This is a genomic window from Actinoplanes sp. NPDC051343 (assembly GCF_044455125.1).
Lineage (GTDB): Bacteria > Actinomycetota > Actinomycetes > Mycobacteriales > Micromonosporaceae > Actinoplanes.
Window position 1 is genome coordinate 117354 of sequence record NZ_JBITEL010000010.1, and the last position, 19230, is coordinate 136583.

General features: G+C 70.0%; 20 protein-coding genes. 4 read left to right on the forward strand and 16 right to left on the reverse strand.

Annotated features, from left to right (window positions below; translation table 11 throughout):
* Window positions 1–675: 675 nt before the first annotated feature.
* Window positions 676–1524 (reverse strand): response regulator transcription factor, encoded by an 849-nt coding sequence (locus ACIA5C_RS30640; protein ID WP_396060878.1) that lies wholly within the window; start codon window positions 1522–1524, stop codon window positions 676–678.
* Between the two features lie 231 nt (window positions 1525–1755).
* On the opposite strand from ACIA5C_RS30640, the gene ACIA5C_RS30645 reads away from it, so the two are divergent.
* On the forward strand, window positions 1756–2145 hold the full coding sequence (locus ACIA5C_RS30645) for a WhiB family transcriptional regulator (protein WP_396060880.1): 390 nt from the start codon (window positions 1756–1758) through the stop codon (window positions 2143–2145).
* 162 nt (window positions 2146–2307) lie between these two features.
* Here ACIA5C_RS30645 and ACIA5C_RS30650 read toward each other — a convergent pair whose 3' ends face one another.
* The 7 genes from ACIA5C_RS30650 to ACIA5C_RS30680 all read right to left on the reverse strand — a co-directional run bounded on the left by ACIA5C_RS30650 (window position 2308) and on the right by ACIA5C_RS30680 (window position 10654).
* Window positions 2308–3885 (reverse strand): molybdopterin-dependent oxidoreductase, encoded by a 1578-nt coding sequence (locus ACIA5C_RS30650; RefSeq protein WP_396060883.1) that lies wholly within the window; start codon window positions 3883–3885, stop codon window positions 2308–2310.
* Window positions 3886–3998: 113 nt separating this feature from the next.
* Window positions 3999–5177 (reverse strand): ROK family protein, encoded by a 1179-nt coding sequence (locus ACIA5C_RS30655; protein WP_396060886.1) that lies wholly within the window; start codon window positions 5175–5177, stop codon window positions 3999–4001.
* A gap of 34 nt (window positions 5178–5211) precedes the next feature.
* Window positions 5212–6471 carry a sugar ABC transporter permease gene (locus tag ACIA5C_RS30660; RefSeq protein WP_396060889.1) on the reverse strand — a complete coding sequence of 420 codons (1260 nt, stop codon included), beginning with the start codon at window positions 6469–6471 and terminating at the stop codon, window positions 5212–5214.
* Window positions 6468–7274 carry an ATP-binding cassette domain-containing protein gene (locus ACIA5C_RS30665; protein ID WP_396060891.1) on the reverse strand — a complete coding sequence of 269 codons (807 nt, stop codon included), beginning with the start codon at window positions 7272–7274 and terminating at the stop codon, window positions 6468–6470. The genes ACIA5C_RS30660 and ACIA5C_RS30665 overlap by 4 nt, the downstream gene beginning before the upstream one ends.
* 158 nt (window positions 7275–7432) lie before the next feature.
* Complete coding sequence (locus ACIA5C_RS30670; RefSeq protein WP_396060894.1) at window positions 7433–8539, reverse strand: sugar ABC transporter substrate-binding protein; 1107 nt, start codon at window positions 8537–8539, stop codon at window positions 7433–7435.
* Between the two features lie 379 nt (window positions 8540–8918).
* Complete coding sequence (gene ybaK / locus ACIA5C_RS30675) at window positions 8919–9404, reverse strand: Cys-tRNA(Pro) deacylase (RefSeq protein WP_396060897.1); 486 nt, start codon at window positions 9402–9404, stop codon at window positions 8919–8921.
* A gap of 77 nt (window positions 9405–9481) precedes the next feature.
* Complete coding sequence (locus ACIA5C_RS30680) at window positions 9482–10654, reverse strand: methyltransferase domain-containing protein (RefSeq protein ID WP_396060901.1); 1173 nt, start codon at window positions 10652–10654, stop codon at window positions 9482–9484.
* Window positions 10655–10878: 224 nt separating this feature from the next.
* On the opposite strand from ACIA5C_RS30680, the gene groES reads away from it, so the two are divergent.
* The 3 genes from groES (at window position 10879) to ACIA5C_RS30695 (ending at window position 13249) form a co-directional block, all read left to right on the forward strand.
* Window positions 10879–11193, forward strand: a complete 315-nt coding sequence (gene groES / locus ACIA5C_RS30685; RefSeq protein ID WP_089155197.1) for a co-chaperone GroES — start codon at window positions 10879–10881, stop codon at window positions 11191–11193.
* 71 nt (window positions 11194–11264) lie between these two features.
* Window positions 11265–12914 carry a chaperonin GroEL gene (gene groL / locus ACIA5C_RS30690; protein ID WP_396060903.1) on the forward strand — a complete coding sequence of 550 codons (1650 nt, stop codon included), beginning with the start codon at window positions 11265–11267 and terminating at the stop codon, window positions 12912–12914.
* Between the two features lie 62 nt (window positions 12915–12976).
* On the forward strand, window positions 12977–13249 hold the full coding sequence (locus ACIA5C_RS30695; RefSeq protein ID WP_396060906.1) for a DUF1707 domain-containing protein: 273 nt from the start codon (window positions 12977–12979) through the stop codon (window positions 13247–13249).
* A gap of 6 nt (window positions 13250–13255) precedes the next feature.
* On the opposite strand, the gene ACIA5C_RS30700 is transcribed toward ACIA5C_RS30695, so the two are convergent.
* The 8 genes from ACIA5C_RS30700 to alr form a co-directional block, all read right to left on the reverse strand.
* Window positions 13256–13510, reverse strand: coding sequence for a hypothetical protein (locus ACIA5C_RS30700; protein ID WP_396060909.1), 255 nt, complete (start codon window positions 13508–13510; stop codon window positions 13256–13258).
* Window positions 13511–13536: 26 nt separating this feature from the next.
* On the reverse strand, window positions 13537–14589 hold the full coding sequence (tsaD, locus tag ACIA5C_RS30705; RefSeq protein WP_396060912.1) for a tRNA (adenosine(37)-N6)-threonylcarbamoyltransferase complex transferase subunit TsaD: 1053 nt from the start codon (window positions 14587–14589) through the stop codon (window positions 13537–13539).
* Window positions 14582–15016, reverse strand: coding sequence for a ribosomal protein S18-alanine N-acetyltransferase (rimI, locus tag ACIA5C_RS30710; RefSeq protein ID WP_396060914.1), 435 nt, complete (start codon window positions 15014–15016; stop codon window positions 14582–14584). Before rimI ends, tsaD begins: the two co-directional genes overlap by 8 nt.
* On the reverse strand, window positions 15016–15882 hold the full coding sequence (gene tsaB, locus ACIA5C_RS30715; protein WP_396060917.1) for a tRNA (adenosine(37)-N6)-threonylcarbamoyltransferase complex dimerization subunit type 1 TsaB: 867 nt from the start codon (window positions 15880–15882) through the stop codon (window positions 15016–15018). The genes rimI and tsaB overlap by 1 nt, the downstream gene beginning before the upstream one ends.
* 9 nt (window positions 15883–15891) lie before the next feature.
* Window positions 15892–16575, reverse strand: coding sequence for a uracil-DNA glycosylase (gene ung, locus ACIA5C_RS30720; protein ID WP_396060919.1), 684 nt, complete (start codon window positions 16573–16575; stop codon window positions 15892–15894).
* Window positions 16572–17030, reverse strand: coding sequence for a tRNA (adenosine(37)-N6)-threonylcarbamoyltransferase complex ATPase subunit type 1 TsaE (gene tsaE / locus ACIA5C_RS30725; protein ID WP_396060921.1), 459 nt, complete (start codon window positions 17028–17030; stop codon window positions 16572–16574). Before tsaE ends, ung begins: the two co-directional genes overlap by 4 nt.
* A complete protein-coding gene (locus ACIA5C_RS30730) occupies window positions 17027–18040 on the reverse strand; it encodes an alpha/beta fold hydrolase (RefSeq protein ID WP_396061578.1) in 1014 nt (337 codons plus the stop codon). The genes tsaE and ACIA5C_RS30730 overlap by 4 nt, the downstream gene beginning before the upstream one ends.
* 62 nt (window positions 18041–18102) lie before the next feature.
* A complete protein-coding gene (gene alr, locus ACIA5C_RS30735) occupies window positions 18103–19230 on the reverse strand; it encodes an alanine racemase (protein ID WP_396060923.1) in 1128 nt (375 codons plus the stop codon).

Sequence of the window (19230 nt, forward strand, 5' to 3'; positions counted from 1 at the left end):
GCCGCGCCCGGCCCACCCGCCCACACAGAGCCGCCGCAAACCCAGGCTGCCGCCCGACCGTTACAAAGCCCAGCCCCGGGCAAGCTCAGCCCCGGCGCTCGCCAAGCCGCCCGGGCAAGCTCAGCCCCGGCGCTCGGGAAGCCGCCCCGCTCAAAGCCCAGCCCCGGCGCTCGCAGGGCCCAGCCCCGGCAAAGCCCGGCCCTGGCCCTGGCCCTGGCCGTGGCCGTGGCCCTGGCCGCCCCCACCAAGCCCAACCCCCGCAACAGCCTCACGACTTACGTTTGCCCCGTAGCCACTCCAGCACCCGCAATCGCCCCGCTGATGACTTGGCCCGCGGTTTTCTGCCGCCAGCGGGTTTTGCTGGCGTCAGAAAACCACGAGCCAAGTCATCAGCCCCAAAGGGGCGATTGCCCGCGGAGCGAAGCGGAGCCAGCAAACACAGCAGCCGCGTGCACCCAGCCCAGCCACGTCGCCCGCGCTTAGCACCCGCCCCAGCCACGTCGCCCGCGCAATGCACCCAGCCCAGCCCAGCCACGCCACGCCACGCCACGCCACGCCCCAGCGCCACACACCCAGCCGAGCCACGTCCAGCGCCAACTACCCAGCCAAGCCACGTCCCAACGCCAGCCACGCCCAGCGCTACGCACCAAACCAAACCAAACCACCCAAAAACCGTTAAGCAACAAGCCCAGCCCGGAACCCAGCCGCCACCGCATGTGCACGGTCGCGAGCCCCCAACTTCCGGAACAACCTCCGAGCATGAGTCTTAACAGTGTCCTCGGATACGAACAGTTCCCGACCGATCTCGGCGTTGCTCTTCCCGTCGGCCATTCCCCGGAGTACCTGCAGTTCCCGTTCGGTGAGGGTGAGCCGCCGTCCGGCCGGGGCCGGGTCGGCTACTCCTACCTGGGTTTCGTTCCCGGGCCAGGCCACCATGGGCCGTCCGGTGAGGGGGTCGATCGGTGCGTCGCCGCGCTGTGCCGGGACCATCGGCGAGTTCGGCAGCATGGCGGGTACGGCGGCGGCGTTGGGCGAGCCCATCGGCATGCCGTTCTGGTAGGCCTGGCGGGCCGCGGCCGAGTTGGTGTTGCGGGCGCCGCCGGCGACCGCGGCGGGTTGGGCGTTGGCGCCGTTGATCGGCATGCCTTGGGGGCGTACCGGGAGCAGGAGTAGGAGCAGTGCTTTGGCGACGACGCTGACCAGGTCGTGTTCGACGCCGCGGATTACGCCGCGGGCGCCGGCGGCGACTGCGGCCGCGGCGACGCGCGGGTCTTCGGCGCCGAAGAGTACGACCTGCGCCTGGGGGGCGCGGGCTAGTACGCGCCGGGTGAATCCGACGCTGTCGGGACGGGTCACGGCTGTGTCGGCCAGGACCACTTCGGCCGGCCGTTCAGCCAGTCGGATCATGGCCTCGGTCTCGCTGACCGCGGTCCGGACGACGCCGGTCATGCCGAGCCGGGCCGCGGTGGACGCGACGGTCTGGGCCGCCAGCGGGGTACGGACGCACACGAGGACGGTACGCACAGTGATCCTCCTTCTCTCTCAGAGGAGATCACGCGAGGGCCGCAGCATTACGCGCTTTAGATGGAAAAAATGGGAAAGATCGGTATCAGTTGCTTGCCCGATGTCATACGACAGCCGAAGACATCGAGATGGTGCGTGTGAGCCGCCGATCACCGGGGTAACACCGCGACAGGCCTGAGCAAGGCCCCTCATGACGACACACCGCGGTGCCGCGCGGGAGGAGGGTGTTTGATGTCGAACGTTCGCAGACTGCCCGGGCCCATCGCCGACCTGTGGGACTGGCAGCGTCTCGGCCTCTGCCGAGGCCGCGACACCGCCCAGTTCTTCCACCCCGACGGCGAGCGCGGATCGTCCCGCAACCGCCGTGAGGCCAAAGCCAAGTCGATGTGTGCCGCCTGCCCGGTGCGGGCGGAGTGCGCGGCGCACGCCCTGGCAGTCCGTGAACCGTACGGGGTCTGGGGAGGTTTCAGCGAAGCGGAGCGGCTGCGGCTGCTCGCCGTCGGCTGGGAGGACCTCGCCGACCGTTCTCACGGACGTGTTGACCTTGCTCGGCTCGAGGCCCGTCTCGGCCGGCCCCACAAGTCGGCCGTTCCGGCACAGAGGCAGGCACCGGCCGCCTGACGCCGGCCATCGCGCGGCATCACGACACAGCTGACGACACGGTCCCCGTCGGGGGATCGTGTCGAGTTGTTCCGCGGTTCTTCAACAACCGCATCGGCTGACATGCAAGCCACCGTATGAGCGACTTGCGTAATCCCGACGGACCGCTAGTGCGGCCTTCAACTAATCGACCTGGACCTGGATGGTGTGCCATCCACTGGCCCCGTCGGGCGCCGGGTCGGCCGGTTCACTGGTTTGGGTTTCTCCGGTGGCGTCGGTCGCCCGAACTCGCACACTGTGCTTACCGCGGGTGGCCGGCCATGCGTAGCTCCACTCCCGCCAGGTGTCGCTGGACACCGTGGCGGCGAGTGTCGCCACCTCCCAGGGCCCGTTGTCGATCTGCACCTCGACCTTGCCGATCCCCCGGTGCTGGGCCCACGCCACCCCGGCCACCATGACCGTGCCGGCCTTCCGCTTGGAGCCGTCGCGGGGTGTGTCGATGCGCGACTCGGTCTTGATCGGCGCCTGCTGGGACCACCCGCGCGGCACCCAGTACGCGTCGAAGTCGGCGAACCGGGACAGCTCGATCTCGGTGATCCATTTGCAGGCGCTGACGTACCCGTACAGCCCCGGCACCACCATCCGCACCGGGAAGCCGTGCTCGATCGGCAGCGGCTGCCCGTTCATGCCGATCGAGAGCAGGGCGTCCCGCCCGTCGAGCAACGCCGCGGTCGGCGTACCGCACGTCCAGCCGTCCACCGAACGCTGGATCACCTGATCGGCGCCGGGCAGCGGACCGGCCTCCTCGATCAGCGCCTTGATCGGCGTGCCGAGCCAGAGCGCGTTACCCACAAGATCGCCGCCTACCTCATTGGACACGCAGGTCAGCGTCACGTAGCGCTCGATCATCGGGCGCTGCAGCAACTGCTCCCAGGTGATCGTGATCGGGTTGCGGACCATCCCGTGAATGGTCAGCTGCCAGGTCGAGGGGTCCACCTGAGGTGGGTAGAGCGCGGTGTCGATCCGATAGAAGTCGTGGTTGGGCACGACGTAGGGCGACGCGCCGGGCACCTGCACCCCGGCCGGCAGCGTCGGCGCCGGCTCCCGCGGCACCGGCAGCCGGATCGCATCACGCGCCTCGGTCACCGCCTGCCGCGAGGTCAGGAACCGGCCGGCGAGGCCGCTCACCGCGGCCACACCGGCCGCGACACCGACGGCTTTGAGGAACCGGCGGCGGCTTTCCAGAACGTACGCGGTGTCCCGCGGGCCAACCGCAGAACCGCGTCCCGTCTCGTCGGTGGTGCCGCCGTCGGCCTCCGGGCCGTCCGCCCGCGCCGGCTCGGCGACGCCCAGCAGATAACGCAGCACCGGGACGGCCAGGCCGGCCCCGATCAGCGACGGCAGGGCGGCCAGCGCGGACGCGTCGTGCCGGGTCATCGCGGCCGCGACGCCGACCAGCCCGAACAGGGCGATCCCGACCAGCGCCACCCGCCAGTGCCGCCGCGCGATCAGCCCGACCACGAACGCGTACGCCGCCAGCAGCAGAGCCGTGCCGGTGATCAGGGCGGTCTTGTCGTGCACGCCGAAGACCTGCACCCCGAAGTCCTTGACCGGCCCGGGGACGTTGTCGACGACCACTCCGCCGACCGCCAGCAGTGGCGCCGACAGCGGCCCGGTGAGGACCGCCACGACCTCGGCCACCCCGAGCGCCACTGCCGCGGACGCCACCCCGGCGAACCCGGCACGCAGGGAAGATTTCACGACCCCATCGTCTCGCGACGCCGCGCGATCGGCGATAGACGCAAGCACCTCGTAAGAAAGCTCGCAGCCGGCGTCGGCGGGCGCGCGCCGAGCGGTCCGGACGGCCCGGTTGCTCAGCCGAGCAGCGGGTCCTCGAGGAGGCGCTCGAAGGCGAGCTCGGCCGCACCGATCAGGGCCGCGTCGGGGCCCAGCTCGGGCGTACGCAGGCGGATGTGCTCCCGGCAGGCCGGCAGCGCGATCGCGTTGAGCCGGCTACGGATCTGGGCCGCGGCGACCAGGTAGATGTCACGCATCGTCCCGCCGAAGATCACCGCCTCCGGGTTGAAGATGTTGATCAGGTTGCCGACGCCGAAGCCGATCCACTCGCCGACCTGGCGCACCGCGAACTGGGCCTGGCTGTCCCCGCGCATCGCGGCATCGACCACGTCGAGCACCGCGTCGCGGCCGCTCCGGTCGGTCCGCCCGGCGTACTTCAGCAGCGCCGCCTCGCCGATCTCGGTCTCCCAGCAGCCGCGCGACCCGCAGCTGCACTCCCGGCCGTACGGGTTGACGACCATGTGGCCGACCTCCCCGCCGTACCCTCCGTGGCCGGAGATCCGCCGGCCGTCGGCGATGATGCCGGCGCCGACCCCGACGTCGCCGTGCAGATAGATGACGTTGTCGCAGCCGATCGCCGCGCCCCGGGCGTGCTCGACCAGGGCCGACACGTCGGCGTGGTTGGCGACCGTGAGCGGGCCGAGGTAGCCCAGTTCGGTGCGCAGCGCGGCACCGACCGGCTCCTCGACCCAGCCGATCGTCGGTGCCAGCCGGACCACACCGTCGACTCGCCGCACCATGCCCGCGACCGCCACGCCGGTGCCGACGTAACGGCTGTCGTCGGGTGCCTCCCGGCGCAACTCGTGGACGAACTCGGCCAGCGGCTCCACCGCGTCGAGCACCTGCATGCCGCGCGGCCGGTCGGTCTCCCGGCGGTCGAGGATGCGGCCGCCGAGGCCGACCCGGGCCGCGCGCAGCCGGTCGACCTCGATGCTCAGCGCGTACGCGAACACCTTGGACGACTCGGGCCGGACGACCAGTGACGGTCGTCCGGCCCGGCCGGTTTCGCGTGGTGCCGCCTCGCTGACCAGCCCAGCGGTGGTCAGCTCGGCGGTCAGGGCGCCGATGGTGCTCCGGTTGAGCCCGAGCCGGGTGGTGAGTTCCGCCCGGGACGTCGCTCCGTGCACGTGCACGTAGCGAAGCAGCGTCCCGAGGTTGTGCCGGCGAATCTCCTCCTGGGTGGGGCCGGCCCGCATCAGCGTGCCGCCCCCACACCCGGGTTCGATTTGCTCATCGGTTGCCGGTGGCAGCCGCCCTGCGGCGCGACAGCGCGTCGACGCTGGCCGCGACCAGAAGGATGATGCCGGTGACCATGTAACGGACGCCGTCCGAGACGTTCAGGAGGGCCATACCGTTGTTGATGACGGCGATCACGAGACCACCGACCACCGCATTGATGATTTTGCCCTTGCCACCGAAGAGGCTGGTGCCGCCGATGACGGCCGCGGCCACGGCGTAGAGCAGCACGCTGCTGCCGCCGGTGTTCGGGTCGACCGAGGCCGCCCGGCTGACCTGGATGATGCCGCCGACCGCGGCCATCAGCTGACCGAGCACGAAGACCGAGATGCGGATCCGGTCGACCGGGATACCGGCGCGGCGGGCCGCCTCGGTGTTGCCACCGACCGCGTAGATGTGCCGGCCGAACGTGGTGCGGCTGAGGACGAAGGTCCAGAGCACGTAGAAGAAGCCGACGATCGGCACGACGATCGGCACGCCCTTGAGCGAGTTGATCGCCGGGTTGATCGCACGCTCCTGGGTCAGCAGAGCGGTTCCGACGATCGTCACGACGGCCAGGCCGACGATCCGCGCGGCGATGATGCCCCACGGGTCGGAGACCAGGCCACGCGACAGGCGGCTGCGGGCGTTGGTGAACTGCACTCCCGCGAAAAGCAGGATGATGACCGCGGCCAGGACCCAGCTCCAGGTCACCGACAGGTTGTTCTGGTTCAGCGAGAGCGTGAACTTGTCACGGACCGCGATCAGGGTGCCGCCCTTGACGAGCAGCAACAGGATGCCCTGGAAACCGAGGAACGCGGCCAGCGTCACGACGAAGGACGGGATGCCGACCTTGGCGACCAGGAAGCCGAGCACGAAACCGCTCACCACGCCGGTGAGCAGCGCGGCCGGGATCGCAACGTACGCGGGCAGGCCGTGGTTGGTCAGCAGCACGGCCATCACCGCGCCGGACATGCCACTGGCGAAACCGGCCGACAGGTCGATCTCGCCCAGCAGCAGGACGAAGACCAGGCCCATGGCGATGAAGATGCCCTGCGCGCCCTGGTTGAACAGGTTTCCGACGTTCAGGCTGCTCGTGAAGGTGTCCGTGGTGACGGCGAAGATGATGCAGAGCGCGATCAGGCCGAGAACGGCCGGAAGGCTGCCCAGGTCACCGCCGCGGACGCGACCCCAGTAATCGCGGATGTGGCTCTGAACCGTCGGCTTGACGACTTTGATTCCACCCACGGTGGTCGTAGTGGTCGTGGTGCTCACTGCTCGCCTCCGGGCGTGATGTCGATGGCCGCGTCGGCGGGCTTCTCCGGCGGCAGCCCGATGTTGCCGCTCCGGCCCGCCGTGATCAGCTCGACGATCTGGGAGTGCGTCACGTCGGTGGTCTTGACCTGGGCTGCCATCCGGCCGAGGTAGAGCGCGGCGATGCGGTCGGAGACCGCGAAGACGTCGTTCATGTTGTGCGAGATCAGCAGGACGCCGAGGCCGTTGTCGGCGAGCCGGCGGACCAGCTCGAGCACCTGGGCGGTCTGCGCAACACCGAGCGCGGCGGTCGGCTCGTCGAGGATGACGACCCGCGAGTTCCAGAGCACGGCCTTGGCGATCGCCACGGTCTGCCGCTGGCCGCCGGAGAGGCTGGCCACCAGCTGGCGCAGCGACTTCACGGTCCGGACCGAGAGGCTGGCCAGCGTGTCGCCGGCCATCTGCTCCATGGTCGGCTCGTCGAGGACGATGCCGCGGGTCTTCTCCCGGCCGAGGAACATGTTCTGGACGATGTCCAGGTTGTCGCAGAGCGCGAGGTCCTGGTAGACGACCTCGATGCCCAGCGCGGCGGCGTCACGCGGGGTGTGGACCGCAACCTGGTTACCGTCGAAGGTGACCGAGCCCGAGTCGATGCTGTAGATACCGCTGACGCACTTGACCAGCGTCGACTTGCCGGCGCCGTTGTCGCCGACGAGGGCGGTGACTTCGCCGGGATAGACGCTCAGCGAGACGTCGTGCAGAACCTGCACGGGACCGAAACTCTTGTCGATCCCGCGAAGTTCCAGAAGGGGTGTCGCGGCCACGGATGGATCTCCTTCGCTTAGTGACCGGGGTCGTCGTCGTGGCTCCGCCACAGGCGAGAGGGGGGTGGTGCCGACCCAACTCCGGCGCCGCCCACACCCGGTGGGCGTGAGCGGCGCCGTTGTCAGCCGTGATGCGGGACTAGCCCGTCACTGGAGAGTCAGCTGATGCCCGCGTCCGTGCAGGCCTTGGCGAACGCCGCGGTGCAGATCTGGTCCTTGGTGACGAAGCCGTCGGCGATGACGTCCTTGACGTTCGCCTTGGTGATCGACTCCGGGTCCAGCAGGACCGACGGGATGGTCGCCTTGGTCTGCGGGTCGGTGGTGGTGCCGGTCGCCGTGGTCGGCTTCTGGTTCTTCGCCAGGGCGATCGCCAGACCGGAGGCCGCGTCGGCCTCCTTCTTGATGGCCTTGTAGACCGTCATGCACTGGTCGCCCGCGAGGACGGCCTGCAGACCCGTGACGGTGGCGTCCTGGCCGGTGACCGGGACCTGGCCGTTCAGGTGCTGCTTCTTGAGGACCTCGATGACCGCGCCACCGAGACCGTCGTTGGCCGCCAGAACACCCTTGATGTTCTTGTTCTGGGTCAGCATCTGCTCGAAGTAGGTGCCGCCGGTGGCGTTGTCCCAGTCCGGAACCGAACGGTTCGGGCCCTTCTGCAGGGTGCCGTTCGCGTACAGCGGGTTGAGCACGCCGTCGTAACCCTGGGCGAACAGGGTCGCGTTGTTGTCGGTGGGCGAGCCGTTGAGCTCGGCGACGACCGGCTTGGTGTAGTTCTTGGCCTTCAGGCAGTCGACGAGGCCCTGGCCCTGCAGCTGGCCGACCTTGACGTTGTCGAACGACACGTAGTAGTTCGCGCCGCCGCCCAGGGTCAGGCGGTCGTAGTCGATGGTGGCGATACCCGCCTGCTTGGCCTTGGCGAGCACGGCCGCACCGGTGCCGGAGTCCAGGTTCACGGTAATGAGAACCTTGACGCCCTCGGAGATCATGCTGTCCGCGATCGTCTGGAACTGCTGCTTGTCACCCTGCGCGTTCTGCATGTCGTAGGTGACGCCGGCCGCGTCGAACGCCGCCTTCAGGTACTTCGGGTCGTCCGTGCCCCACCGCTGCGAGCTCTTGGTGTCGGGGAGGATGATGCCGACCTGCTTGCCGCCCGACTTCGTGCCGCCACCGCTGCCCGTGTCGTTGCTCTTGTCCTTGCCACAGGCGGCCATGCCGCCGGTGGCCAGCAAGCCGACCGCGGCAAGGGCGAACAATCCCTTACGCATTAATTGTGTCCTTTCGGGTAAATCCGGGGCTTCGATCGGATTCGATGTTGTGCGCTGCCGGGAGTGTCACTTCCCGTGCCGCGGTTAGATCACAAGCTAGTTTGTTGTGCCCGGCAACGTATTCCTGTCGCCGCCCGTCGCACAAGCCGTGTTGCCGGGCGAACTCGTAACCGGCCATAACAATCCGGCAACACGGCCGTGATGCGGGGAATCCGACTCGATCTTCAGCCCGAAACCGGTCCCGGACATTCGCTGGTGGTGGGCCACAAAGTTACGCTAAGTCACTCGCGCGCCCGTTCTCGACCGATCTCGGGAGAAAGATCCTCTCGACGCGTAACGTTGTCGTAACGGCCGATGGATCAAGCGCGACTTTCGCCGTCTATGTCCGGATCGGGGCGGTAACTGCCTCGGTCAGCCGAATCAGATCACCGGGTGCGAGGCCGACCTGGAGACCGCGACGGCCGGCCGAGACATACATCCTGGTCAGTACCGTAACCGAGTCGTCGATGACAGTCGGCAGCCGCTTGCGTTGCCCGAGCGGGCTGATGCCGCCGCGCACATAGCCGCTGCTGCGCTCGGCGGCCGCCCGGTCGGCCAGCGCCGCCCGCTTACCCCCCGCCGCCTGGGCCAGTGCCTTGAGGTCGAGGTCACCGGTGACCGGCACGACCGCCACCACCAGCGACCCGTCGACCCCCACGATCAGCGTCTTGAAGACCTGCTCGGGAGCGATCCCCAGGGCCTGCGCCACCAGCGCGCCGTAGTTGGGCGCGTCGGGCGCCACCTCGTACGGATGCAGGGTGTGCTCGACCTTTTGCGCGGTCAGCAGCGCGGTCGCCGGGGTGCCGGCGGCGGCCTTCTTCGCCATGGCCGGAACGCTACTACCGGCGATGATCGTCGGACGTGCCCGTTTCCCCACGGTGATCTGCCCTATTGCCAGACCCTTTACAACGGTCGACACAGAATGGCGGTCGGAGCGCCGGCCACCCGGGTCAGCACGAGCGACGCGGCAGCCGGCCCGGACAACTTGAGATCACGTCTCAGCTTGTCCGGCTCCAGCGCCGAACCCCGCTTGCGGATCTCCAACCGGCCCACCCCGCGCTCCCGCAGCAGAGCCCGCAGACGCTTGAGCGAGAACGGCAGCACGTCGGTCACGGCCAGCCTCCGGGCGTACGGTGTGTCGACCGGCTCGTCGGTGAAGACGTAGGCGATCGACGGGTCGGCGAGGCGCCCGGCAAGTGTGGCCGCGAACTCGGCCACCAGGTGCGAGCGGACGACGGCGGGATCGGGGTCGTACAGGAAGGCGCCGATCGGCCCGACCGGCGCGGCCTGCGTGCCGGAACCGGTCAGTTCGGCGCCCGACGGCAGCAGCACCGCCCGGCGCGCCGCCGAGGCCAGCGGGCCGCACCAGAACGCGGCCTCGACCAGATCGCCGTCGACGCTCACCCACTCCCCCTCGGCGCCCGGCGGGAGCAGGTCGTGGTCGATGCCGGGGGCCAGCTTGAGCACCGTGCGGGGAATCCGGTCGGCCAGCCCGGCCACGAAATCCCACGGCGGAGAGTACGAGCGCGGGTCGAAGACGCGGCCACGACCGGCCCTTCGGCGTGCCGGGTCGGCGAAGACCGCGTCGAAGCGGGCCAGGTCGACGGTGGTCGCGTCGGCGCATTCGACCGTGACCAGATCGGCCAGTCCCGCCTCGTCGACGTTGGCCGCGGCCAGTGCTGCGGTGTGCGGATCGGCTTCCACGGCGTACACCGAAAGCCCGGCCCGTGCCGCCGCCAGCGCGTCGGAGCCCAGCCCGCACCCCAGATCGGCCAAGGTCTTGACCCCGGCCGCCGCGAGGCGCGCCGCCCGCCGGTCCGCGACGACCGCTCGCGTCGCCTGTTCGAGCCCCGCCCGGGTGAAAAACATCCGCCCGGCCGACGGGCCGAACTTCCGCACCGCCCGACGGCGCAACTCGACCTGGGTCAGCGCGGCCGCCGCCAGATCCGGGGCCACCCCGCGAGCCCGCACCGACGCTGCCGCGGCGAGCGGATCGAGGGCGGCCACCTCGGCCGCCAGGGCCAGCGCACGCACCCCTTCGGGGGTACGCAGGAGGGTGGTCAAGTCATCGGTCACGCAGGCATTCTCCTCGGCATGACGACATTGGCACTCTGGTTGACGGAGTGCTAGTTCCGGCATAACCTCGCGGTTAGCACTCTCAACATGAGGGTGCCAGCCATCCGCCTTCCGGCGGGAGGTTAGGCACCAGGCGGACCGGCACCCGCGACGACGGCCCCGCCCGGTGGCATGAGGCATCAGTCCGGCCAGCACTGGCCGGCGAAACCTGCACCCAGGAGGAAATGCCCGTGACTACCGCGACCAAGGTTGCGATCAAGCCGCTCGAGGACCGCATCGTGGTCCAGGCGAACGAGGCTGAGACGACCACGGCGTCGGGCATCGTGATCCCCGACACCGCCAAGGAGAAGCCGCAGGAGGGCACCGTCCTCGCCGTCGGCCCCGGCCGGATCGACGACAAGGGCAACCGCGTCCCGATCGACGTAAGCGTCGGCGACACGGTTCTCTACTCGAAGTACGGCGGCACCGAGGTCAAGTACGCCGGCGAAGAGTACCTGGTGCTCTCCGCCCGCGACGTCCTCGCGGTCATCGAGAAGTGACCTACTGACAGTGCTGACCGCCCTGGCCCACATCGTTGGGTCAGGGCGTTGGTGCGTGAAGGGACCAATACATGGCGAAGATTCTCAGCTTCTCTGACGACGCCCGGCACCTGCTGGAGCACGGCGTCAACACGCTCGCCGACACGGTCAAGGTCACCCTCGGCCCACGCGGCCGCAACGTCGTCCTCGACAAGAAGTTCGGCGCGCCCACGATCACCAACGACGGCGTCACCATCGCCAAGGAGATCGAGCTCACCGACCCGTACGAGAACCTCGGCGCCCAGCTGGTCAAGGAGGTGGCGACGAAGACCAACGACGTCGCCGGCGACGGGACTACCACGGCGACCGTGCTCGCCCAGGCGCTGGTCCGCGAGGGCCTGCGCAACGTGACCGCGGGTGCCAACCCGATCGGTCTCAAGCGCGGCATGGACCAGGCTTCCGAGGTCATCTCCAAGGCGCTGCTGGCCAAGGCCGTCGAGGTCGCCGACCACAAGGCGATCGCCAACGTCGCCACCATCTCGGCCCAGGACGCCACCATCGGCGAGCTGATCGCCGAGGCGATGGACCGGGTCGGCCGCGACGGTGTCATCACCGTCGAGGAGGGCTCGGCGATGGCGACCGAGCTCGAGGTCACCGAGGGTCTGCAGTTCGACAAGGGCTTCATCTCGCCCAACTTCGTCACCGACGCGGAGTCGCAGGAGGCCGTCCTCGAGAACGCGTACATCCTGATCACCACGCAGAAGATCTCGAGCATCGAGGAGCTCCTCCCGCTGCTGGAAAAAGTTCTGCAGGAGAGCAAGCCGCTGCTGATCATCGCCGAGGACGTCGAGGGCCAGGCCCTGTCCACCCTGGTGGTCAACGCGATCCGCAAGACCATCAAGGTCGCCGCGGTGAAGGCTCCCGGCTTCGGCGACCGCCGCAAGGCGATGCTGCAGGACATGGCGATCGCCACCGGCGGCGAGCTGATCGCGCCCGAGCTCGGCTACAAGCTCGACCAGGTCACCCTCGACATGCTGGGCACCGCCCGGCGCATCGTGGTCGACAAGGAGAACACCACAGTCGTGGACGGCGGCGGCCGCTCGGCCGAGGTCTCCGACCGGGTCTCGCAGATCCGCAAGGAGATCGAGGCGTCGGACTCCGACTGGGACCGGGAGAAGCTCTCGGAGCGGCTGGCCAAGCTCTCCGGCGGCATCGCGGTCATCAAGGTCGGTGCCGCGACCGAGGTCGAGATGAAGGAGCGCAAGCACCGCATCGAGGACGCCATCGCGGCGACCAAGGCAGCGGTCGAGGAAGGCACCGTCCCCGGTGGCGGCGCCGCACTCGCCCAGATCGTCTCGGAGCTCGACGGTGACCTCGGCCTGACCGGCGAGGAGGCGATCGGCGTCGGCATCGTCCGCAAGGCGCTGGTGGAGCCGCTCCGCTGGATCGCGCAGAACGCGGGCCACGACGGCTACGTCGTGGTCGGCAAGGTCGCCGAGCTCGGCTGGGGCCACGGCCTCAACGCCGCCACCGACGAGTACGTCGACCTCGCGGCCGCCGGCATCATCGACCCGGTCAAGGTCACCCGCAACGCGGTGTCCAACGCCGTCTCGATCGCCGCGCTGCTGCTCACCACGGAGAGCCTCGTGGTCGAGAAGCCGGCCGATCCGGAGCCGGCCGCCGCGGGCGGCCACGGGCACAGCCACGGTGGCCACGGCCACCAGCACGGCCCGGGCTTCTGATCGCACGCACAGTCGAAAGGCGCGCCCGGTTCGGGCGCGCCTTTTCGCGTTAGAGTGCGCCGGTGGAAATTCGGGCGTCGGATGAGGATCGGCAGCGGACGGTGGCCGCGCTCGAGCGGCACACCGGGGCCGGGCGGCTGACGCTGGACGAGTTCGCCGAGCGAGCACGGCTCGCGCACGACGCCCGGACGCTCGACGACCTCGCCGCCGTCACGCATGACCTGCCCGCCGAGCCACCCCGGGAGGAGCGGCCCCGCGGCGACCTCCTGATGCTCTTCGCGATCGCCGCGGTGACGCTGGTCCTGCTCGCGATCTTCATCGCGGTGACCCGCTAGCCGATCTCAGCGGTCGACGGGGTTGAAATCCCAGACGTGGGGCGACCGCGCGATCAGCTTCGGCGGCGGCGCCAGCAGATTTTCCGGGGTGTTGCGCCACTTCGTGATGACCACGATGCGGTTGTCGGTCGACGTGTAGACCTCGCTGGACACGTGCTGCGGCAGCACCTCGAGCCGGGGCACCGCCACGTCGCACACCCAGGACAGCAGCTCGTCGAAGCCGCTGCCGAGGGCGCGTATCTCCCACATCCGCGCGATCATGAGCCCCGCCTTTCGATCATTGCTGTCTATCCCGTCACGCTGACCGCGGTCAATGACATTGCGGAATCGGCAGGCAGATCGAGACGACTGGGGGCGACGCCGGCCGCGACGAGATGGGAGCCGAGCGCCGCGACCATCGCGCCGTTGTCGGTGCACAGCTGCGGCCGGGGCACGCGAACCTCGATTCCGTGCTTCGCGGCGCGCTCCGACGCGAGCACCCGGAGCCGCGAGTTGGCCGCGACTCCCCCGCCGATCAGCAGCGTCTTCACCCCGTTGGTCAGGCAGGCGTCGATCGCCTTGGCGGTCAGCACGTCGCAGACCGCCTCCTGGAAGCTCGCCGACACGTCGGCCACCGGCACCGGCTCGCCGTCGCGCTCGCGGGCCTCGACCCATCGGGCGACCGCGGTCTTGAGCCCGGAGAAGGAGAAGTCGAAGCGGTGGGCGGCCCGGTCTCGGGCCGCGGTCAGGCCCCGGGGGAAGGCGATCGACTTCCGGTCACCGTCGTTTGCCGTACGGTCGATGATCGGCCCGCCCGGAAATCCCAGTCCGAGGAGACGCGCCACCTTGTCGAACGCCTCACCCGCCGCGTCGTCGATCGTCGCGCCGAGCGGCGTGACCCCGGCGGTCAGGTCGTCGACCAGCAGCAGCGACGAGTGTCCACCGGAGACCAGCATCGCGATCGCCGGTTCGGGCAGCGGCCCGTGTTCGAGGGTGTCGACCGCGACGTGGGCGGCCAGGTGGTTGACGCCGTAGATCGGCTTGTCGGCGGCCAAGGCGTATCCCTTGGCCGCTGCGACCCCGACCAGCAGCGCGCCGGCCAGCCCGGGCCCGGCGGTAACCGCGATCGCGTCGATGTCGGCCAGAGTGACCTTGGCGTCGGCGAGCGCGCGCTGCATGGTCGGCACTATCGCCTCGAGGTGGGCGCGGCTGGCGACCTCGGGCACGACCCCGCCGAAGCGGGCGTGCTGCTCCACACTGGACGCCAGCGCGTCGGCCAGCAGGGTGTGCCCGCGCACGATGCCGACACCGGTCTCGTCGCACGAGGTCTCGATCCCCAGGACGAGGGGTTCATCAGGCATTGCGCATCATCACCAAGGCGTCCGTGTTGCTGGGTTGGTAGTAGCCGCGACGAATCCCGACCGGCTCGAAATCGTATCTGGCATAGAGGTGCTGGGCGGGTGCGTTGTCCACAGCCACCTCGAGCAGGGTCTTCTTGACGCCCTGCCGGGCCGCCTCGCCCAGCAGCGCCTCGAGCAGATCGCGCCCGATGCCCCGGCGCTGCGCCGTGCCCCGGACCGCGATGTTCTGCACCCACGCCTCGTCGCCCGTCACCGCCAGCCCCGCGTAACCGAGCACTTCTTCCTTTTCGGTGGCGACGATGTAGAAGTTGTGCTGCGCGAGCTCGTTCCAGAACATCGCGCTCGACCACTTCTCCTCGCCGAACAGATCTTCCTCCAGCGGCATCACGTCGGCGATGTGCCACCAGCGGAAACGCTCGATCCGCATCAGGTCAGCACCGGCTTGCGACCGGACGGCTCGACCGCGTCGGGCCGCCGCAGATAGAGAGGGGTCAGCGGCTCGCTCGGTGCCCCCGCGCGAATGCGCGGCGCGGCGAGTGCCACCAGGGCGGCACCGGGCGGATAGAGCAGGTGTTCCTCCACCGGTACGGCGAACGTCGCCGCGTATTTCAGCGCGCCCTCACCGGCCGCCCGGTCGACGAGGCCGGTCAGGTGGGCGGCTTCGAACCCGGGCAGGTCGTCGTGCGCCCGCTTGATGCGGTCGATCGCCGCCGCCGCCTCTTCCGCCGCCGCGTGCGCGAGGGCCGCGGCCTGACGAGCGGCGTCCGCACCCGAGAGAGCCTCGGCCGACTCCCTGGCCTCGCTCTCCGAGATCTCGGCCGCCACGTGCACGGCGATCACCCGCGCGATCGCCGTGGACACATCGGCCGGCTTGGCGACGTCCGGCCCGATCACGCGTGCGCCGTCCAGGTACGTCGCGTAGTAGACCTCGCGGCGCCGCGCGTCGGTCGCCACCAGCACCCGCCCCGGGCCGGCGGCCCGCCCGAGCCCGTCGAGGGAGCACACGCCGTAGGTCGGAATGTCCAGCGCCTGACCCATGCTCGCCGCGGTGGCCAGGCCGACCCGCAGGCCGGTGAACGGGCCCGGGCCGAGCCCGGCCACGATCGCCCCGAGCTCGGACGGCCGCACCCTGGCCTCGGCCAGCGTCGCCACGATCTCGGGGGCGAGCTTCTCACCGTGCGCCCGCGGGTCGACGGTGCGCCGCTCGGCCACCCCCTTGATCCCCTCGGCGGTGACCTCGACCAGCGCGGCCGTCGAGGCCGGCGTAGCAGTGTCCAGAGCTAGAACGAGCACGGGACGACCCTAACTCGCGGCGCTCAGGTCCCAGTCGATGACCGGGCGACCGCCGTCGGCCAGCGCCTTGTTGGCCGCACTGAAGGGCCGCGCGCCACGGAATCCCTTCGGGTTCATCGGGCTCGGGTGGCCCGCCTCGAGGATCACGTGCCGCGGGTTGGTGATCAGTTCGACCTTCTTGCGGGCGTACGACCCCCAGAGCAGGAACACCACCCGCTCCTCGCGCGCGTTGAGCGCCTTGATCGTCGCATCGGTGAACGTCTCCCAGCCTTTGCCGCCGTGCGACGCGGCGGACGCGGCCCGCACGGTCAGCACCGCGTTGAGCAGCAGCGCGCCCTGCCGGGCCCAGCCGGTGAGGTTGCCCGACCCGGGCACCTCGACGCCCAGGTCCTCGGCCAATTCCTTGAAGACGTTGCGCAGCGAGGGCGGGATGCGTACGCCGTCACGCACGCTGAAGCTGAGGCCGTGCGCCTGGCCGGGACCGTGGTACGGGTCCTGGCCGAGGATCAGCACCCGCGTGTCGGCCGGGGTGCACAGCCGGTAGGCCGCGAACAGGTCCTCGATCGGGGGATAGATCGTGTGCTCGGCGTATTCCCGAGCCACGAAGGCACCGAGCGCTGCGGTGGCCGCAGCGTCCAGGAACGGCAAGAGTTCGGCCCGCCACTCGTCCGGCAGCAGGTCAGGAAGGTTCACATTGTCTCCAGTCGATGCAGGCGGGACGCCCAGTCGCCGCCGTGGGCAAGCAGTTCGATCACGCGTGTTTCGTCTTCGAGGCGGTCGATGCGCACCTCGAGGTATTCGTCGTTGAGCCGCTCGACCAGGCCGGCGCCCCACTCGACCACGGTCACCGCCTCGTCGGCCGAGGCGTCCAGGTCGAGGTCGTCGATCTCGCCGCGCGGGTCGGGACGGTCGCCGAGACGGTAGGCGTCCGCGTGCACCAGCGGCACCGGCCCCCGGTGCACCCGGGCGATCACGAAGGTCGGCGAGGTGATCGGCCCCTGCACGCCGAGACCGGCCCCGATGCCCTGCACCAGCGCGGTCTTGCCGGCACCGAGGGGCCCGGTCAGCACGACCAGGTCGCCGGGGCGCAGGATCGTCGCCAGCCGGCGCCCGAACGCCTTCGTGTCCTCGACGGTGGCCAGCTTCACGAGATCTTCTCCAGGAACGGGATGAGAACCGCGTTGACCTCGTCGGCCTTCTCCAGCATCACCACGTGGCCGCTGTTTTCGATCTTGACCAGTTCGGCCTCGGGCAGGTGCTTCAGGATCTCCTCGGAGTGCACGACCGGGGTCAGATAGTCCTTGGTGCCGACGATCACCAGCACCGGCACACCGCGCAGCGCCGACAGCGCGGGCGTCCGATCGTGGTCGTAGAGCGTGCGCAGATATTTGGTGAGCGTCTCGACCGAGGTCTTGGAGTTCATGCTCTCGACGAACGTCACCAGCGACGGGCTCGGCTTGGCATCGCCGAAGCCGTAGCGCCGGGTCAGCAGCCAGGCCAGATCGCTCGAGGCGAGCCGTGCCCGGTCGATGGTGCCGCCGCCGAGGTGGGCGGCACGGCCCCAGAGCGGGAAGAACGGCGCGCTGGCCCGGGCGACCAGCGTCGGGATGCCGAGCTTGGTCTTGTCGACCAGGCCGGCCGAGGTGGACATCAGCACGACACCGGTGACCCGCTCGCCGAACCACTCCGGATATTGCTCGGCGAACGCCATGATCGTCATGCCGCCCATCGAGTGTCCGACCAGGATGATGTGGCCGTCGGGCACCGTCGCGTCGAGCACGGCGGCCAGCGACTTGCCGAGAGCCGCGATGTCGTAGTTGCCGGACTTCAGCTTGCTCGACCGGCCGTGGCCGGGCTGGTCGTAGAAGACCAGCCGGTGATCGCCTTGTGAAGCGAGCGCCTGCCGCTGGAAATAGAAGGTTCCCATGTCGAGGGCGAGCCCGTGCACGAAGACGACCGTCGGTTTTCTACCGGGCCGCGAAGCCTCGACGACCTCGACGTGCAGGTCGGTGCCGTCGGCCGCGGTCACCGTCAGCTGTTCGTCGAACGGCTGCTCCTCGAACGGTTCCTCGGCGTGCGGGTCGCCGGGGGCGTTGAGCGACTTGCGGACCAGCGACCGCTCGACGGCGAACACGGTGGCCAGCCCGGCCGCGACCATACCGACCGCGGCGCCGGCGATGCCGACCTGCTTGGCCCGGCGCCGCGAGAGGGGCGCAGGACTCACGACGGCACCCCGGCCGTCCCGTCGTACACCCGCGGCACCCGGGTGCTCCCGAACCGGGTGACCACCTCGTAGTTGATCGTGCCGATGGCATCGGCCCACTCGGTCGCGGTGGGGCCGCCGTCGTCGCCCGGCCCGAACAGCGTAGCGACGTCGCCCGCCACCACCGGATCGTCGCCGACGTCAACCATGATCTGGTCCATGCAGACCCGGCCGGCGATCGTGTGGCGCTTGCCGCCCAGCTGCACAGGTCCGATGTTGCTGCCGTGCCGGGGAACGCCGTCGGCGTAGCCCAGCGGCACCAGGGCCAGGGTCGTCTCGCGCTCGGTGACGTAGGTGTGGCCGTAGGACACGCCCTGCCCGGCCGGCACCCGCTTGGTCAGGGCGACCCGGGCCCGGGCCGTCATCGCCGGCCGCAGCCCGAACGTCTCACCCGGCACCGGCGACAGCCCGAAGACCGCCACCCCGGGGCGGACCAGGTCGTAGTGGGTGTCGGGGCGGGTCAGCGTGGCCGCCGAGTTGGCGATGTGCCGATAGCGCGGAGTGACGCCGAACCCCTCGGCGACCGCCAGCGCCTCGGCGAACGCGGCCAGCTGGCGATCGGTCGTCTCGTGCCCCGGCACGTCGGCGTGGACCAGGTGACTCCAGACGCCGATGACCTCGATGTGGCCGTCGGCCTGGGCCTTGGCCGCCGCCTCGAGCAGGACCGGCCACTCGGCCGCGGTCGCGCCCCCGCGGGACAGCCCAGTATCGATCTTGAGGTGCACCCGGGCCGTGCGGCCGGTGCGGCCCGCGGCCCGCACCAGGTCGTCGAGCAGCTCGACCGAGCCGGCACTCAGGTCGAGGCCGGCCTCGACACCCTCGTGCAGCGGCAGGCCGGGCGCGTGCAACCAGGCCATGATCGGCGCCTCGAGCCCGGCCTGACGCAGCTTGAGGCCCTCGTCGAGAGTCGCGACACCCAGCCACGTCGCCCCGCCGGCCAGCGCGGCCCGGGCCGACGGCACCAGGCCGTGTCCGTAGCCGTCGCCCTTCACCACCGCCATGACCTCGGCGGTCGTGCCGGCGCGCAGCACCTCGACGTTGTGTCGGATTGCGTCCAGATCGACCCGGACCTCGGCCTGCCACAT

Excerpts from the sequence above, each read along its gene's own strand:
- ACIA5C_RS30645 (WP_396060880.1), top strand. The coding sequence starts at position 1,756 with ATGTCGAACGTTCGCAGACTGCCCGGGCCCATCGCCGACCTGTGGGAC.
- ACIA5C_RS30655 (WP_396060886.1), bottom strand. The coding sequence starts at position 5,177 with ATGCGGGCCGGCCCCACCCAGGAGGAGATTCGCCGGCACAACCTCGGG.
- ACIA5C_RS30670 (WP_396060894.1), bottom strand. The coding sequence starts at position 8,539 with ATGCGTAAGGGATTGTTCGCCCTTGCCGCGGTCGGCTTGCTGGCCACC.
- ybaK (WP_396060897.1), bottom strand. The coding sequence starts at position 9,404 with ATGGCGAAGAAGGCCGCCGCCGGCACCCCGGCGACCGCGCTGCTGACC.
- groES (WP_089155197.1), top strand. The coding sequence starts at position 10,879 with ATGCCCGTGACTACCGCGACCAAGGTTGCGATCAAGCCGCTCGAGGAC.
- groL (WP_396060903.1), top strand. The coding sequence starts at position 11,265 with ATGGCGAAGATTCTCAGCTTCTCTGACGACGCCCGGCACCTGCTGGAG.
- ACIA5C_RS30700 (WP_396060909.1), bottom strand. The coding sequence starts at position 13,510 with ATGATCGCGCGGATGTGGGAGATACGCGCCCTCGGCAGCGGCTTCGAC.
- tsaD (WP_396060912.1), bottom strand. The coding sequence starts at position 14,589 with ATGCCTGATGAACCCCTCGTCCTGGGGATCGAGACCTCGTGCGACGAG.
- rimI (WP_396060914.1), bottom strand. The coding sequence starts at position 15,016 with ATGCGGATCGAGCGTTTCCGCTGGTGGCACATCGCCGACGTGATGCCG.
- ACIA5C_RS30730 (WP_396061578.1), bottom strand. The coding sequence starts at position 18,040 with ATGGTCGCGGCCGGGCTGGCCACCGTGTTCGCCGTCGAGCGGTCGCTG.
- alr (WP_396060923.1), bottom strand. The coding sequence starts at position 19,230 with ATGTGGCAGGCCGAGGTCCGGGTCGATCTGGACGCAATCCGACACAAC.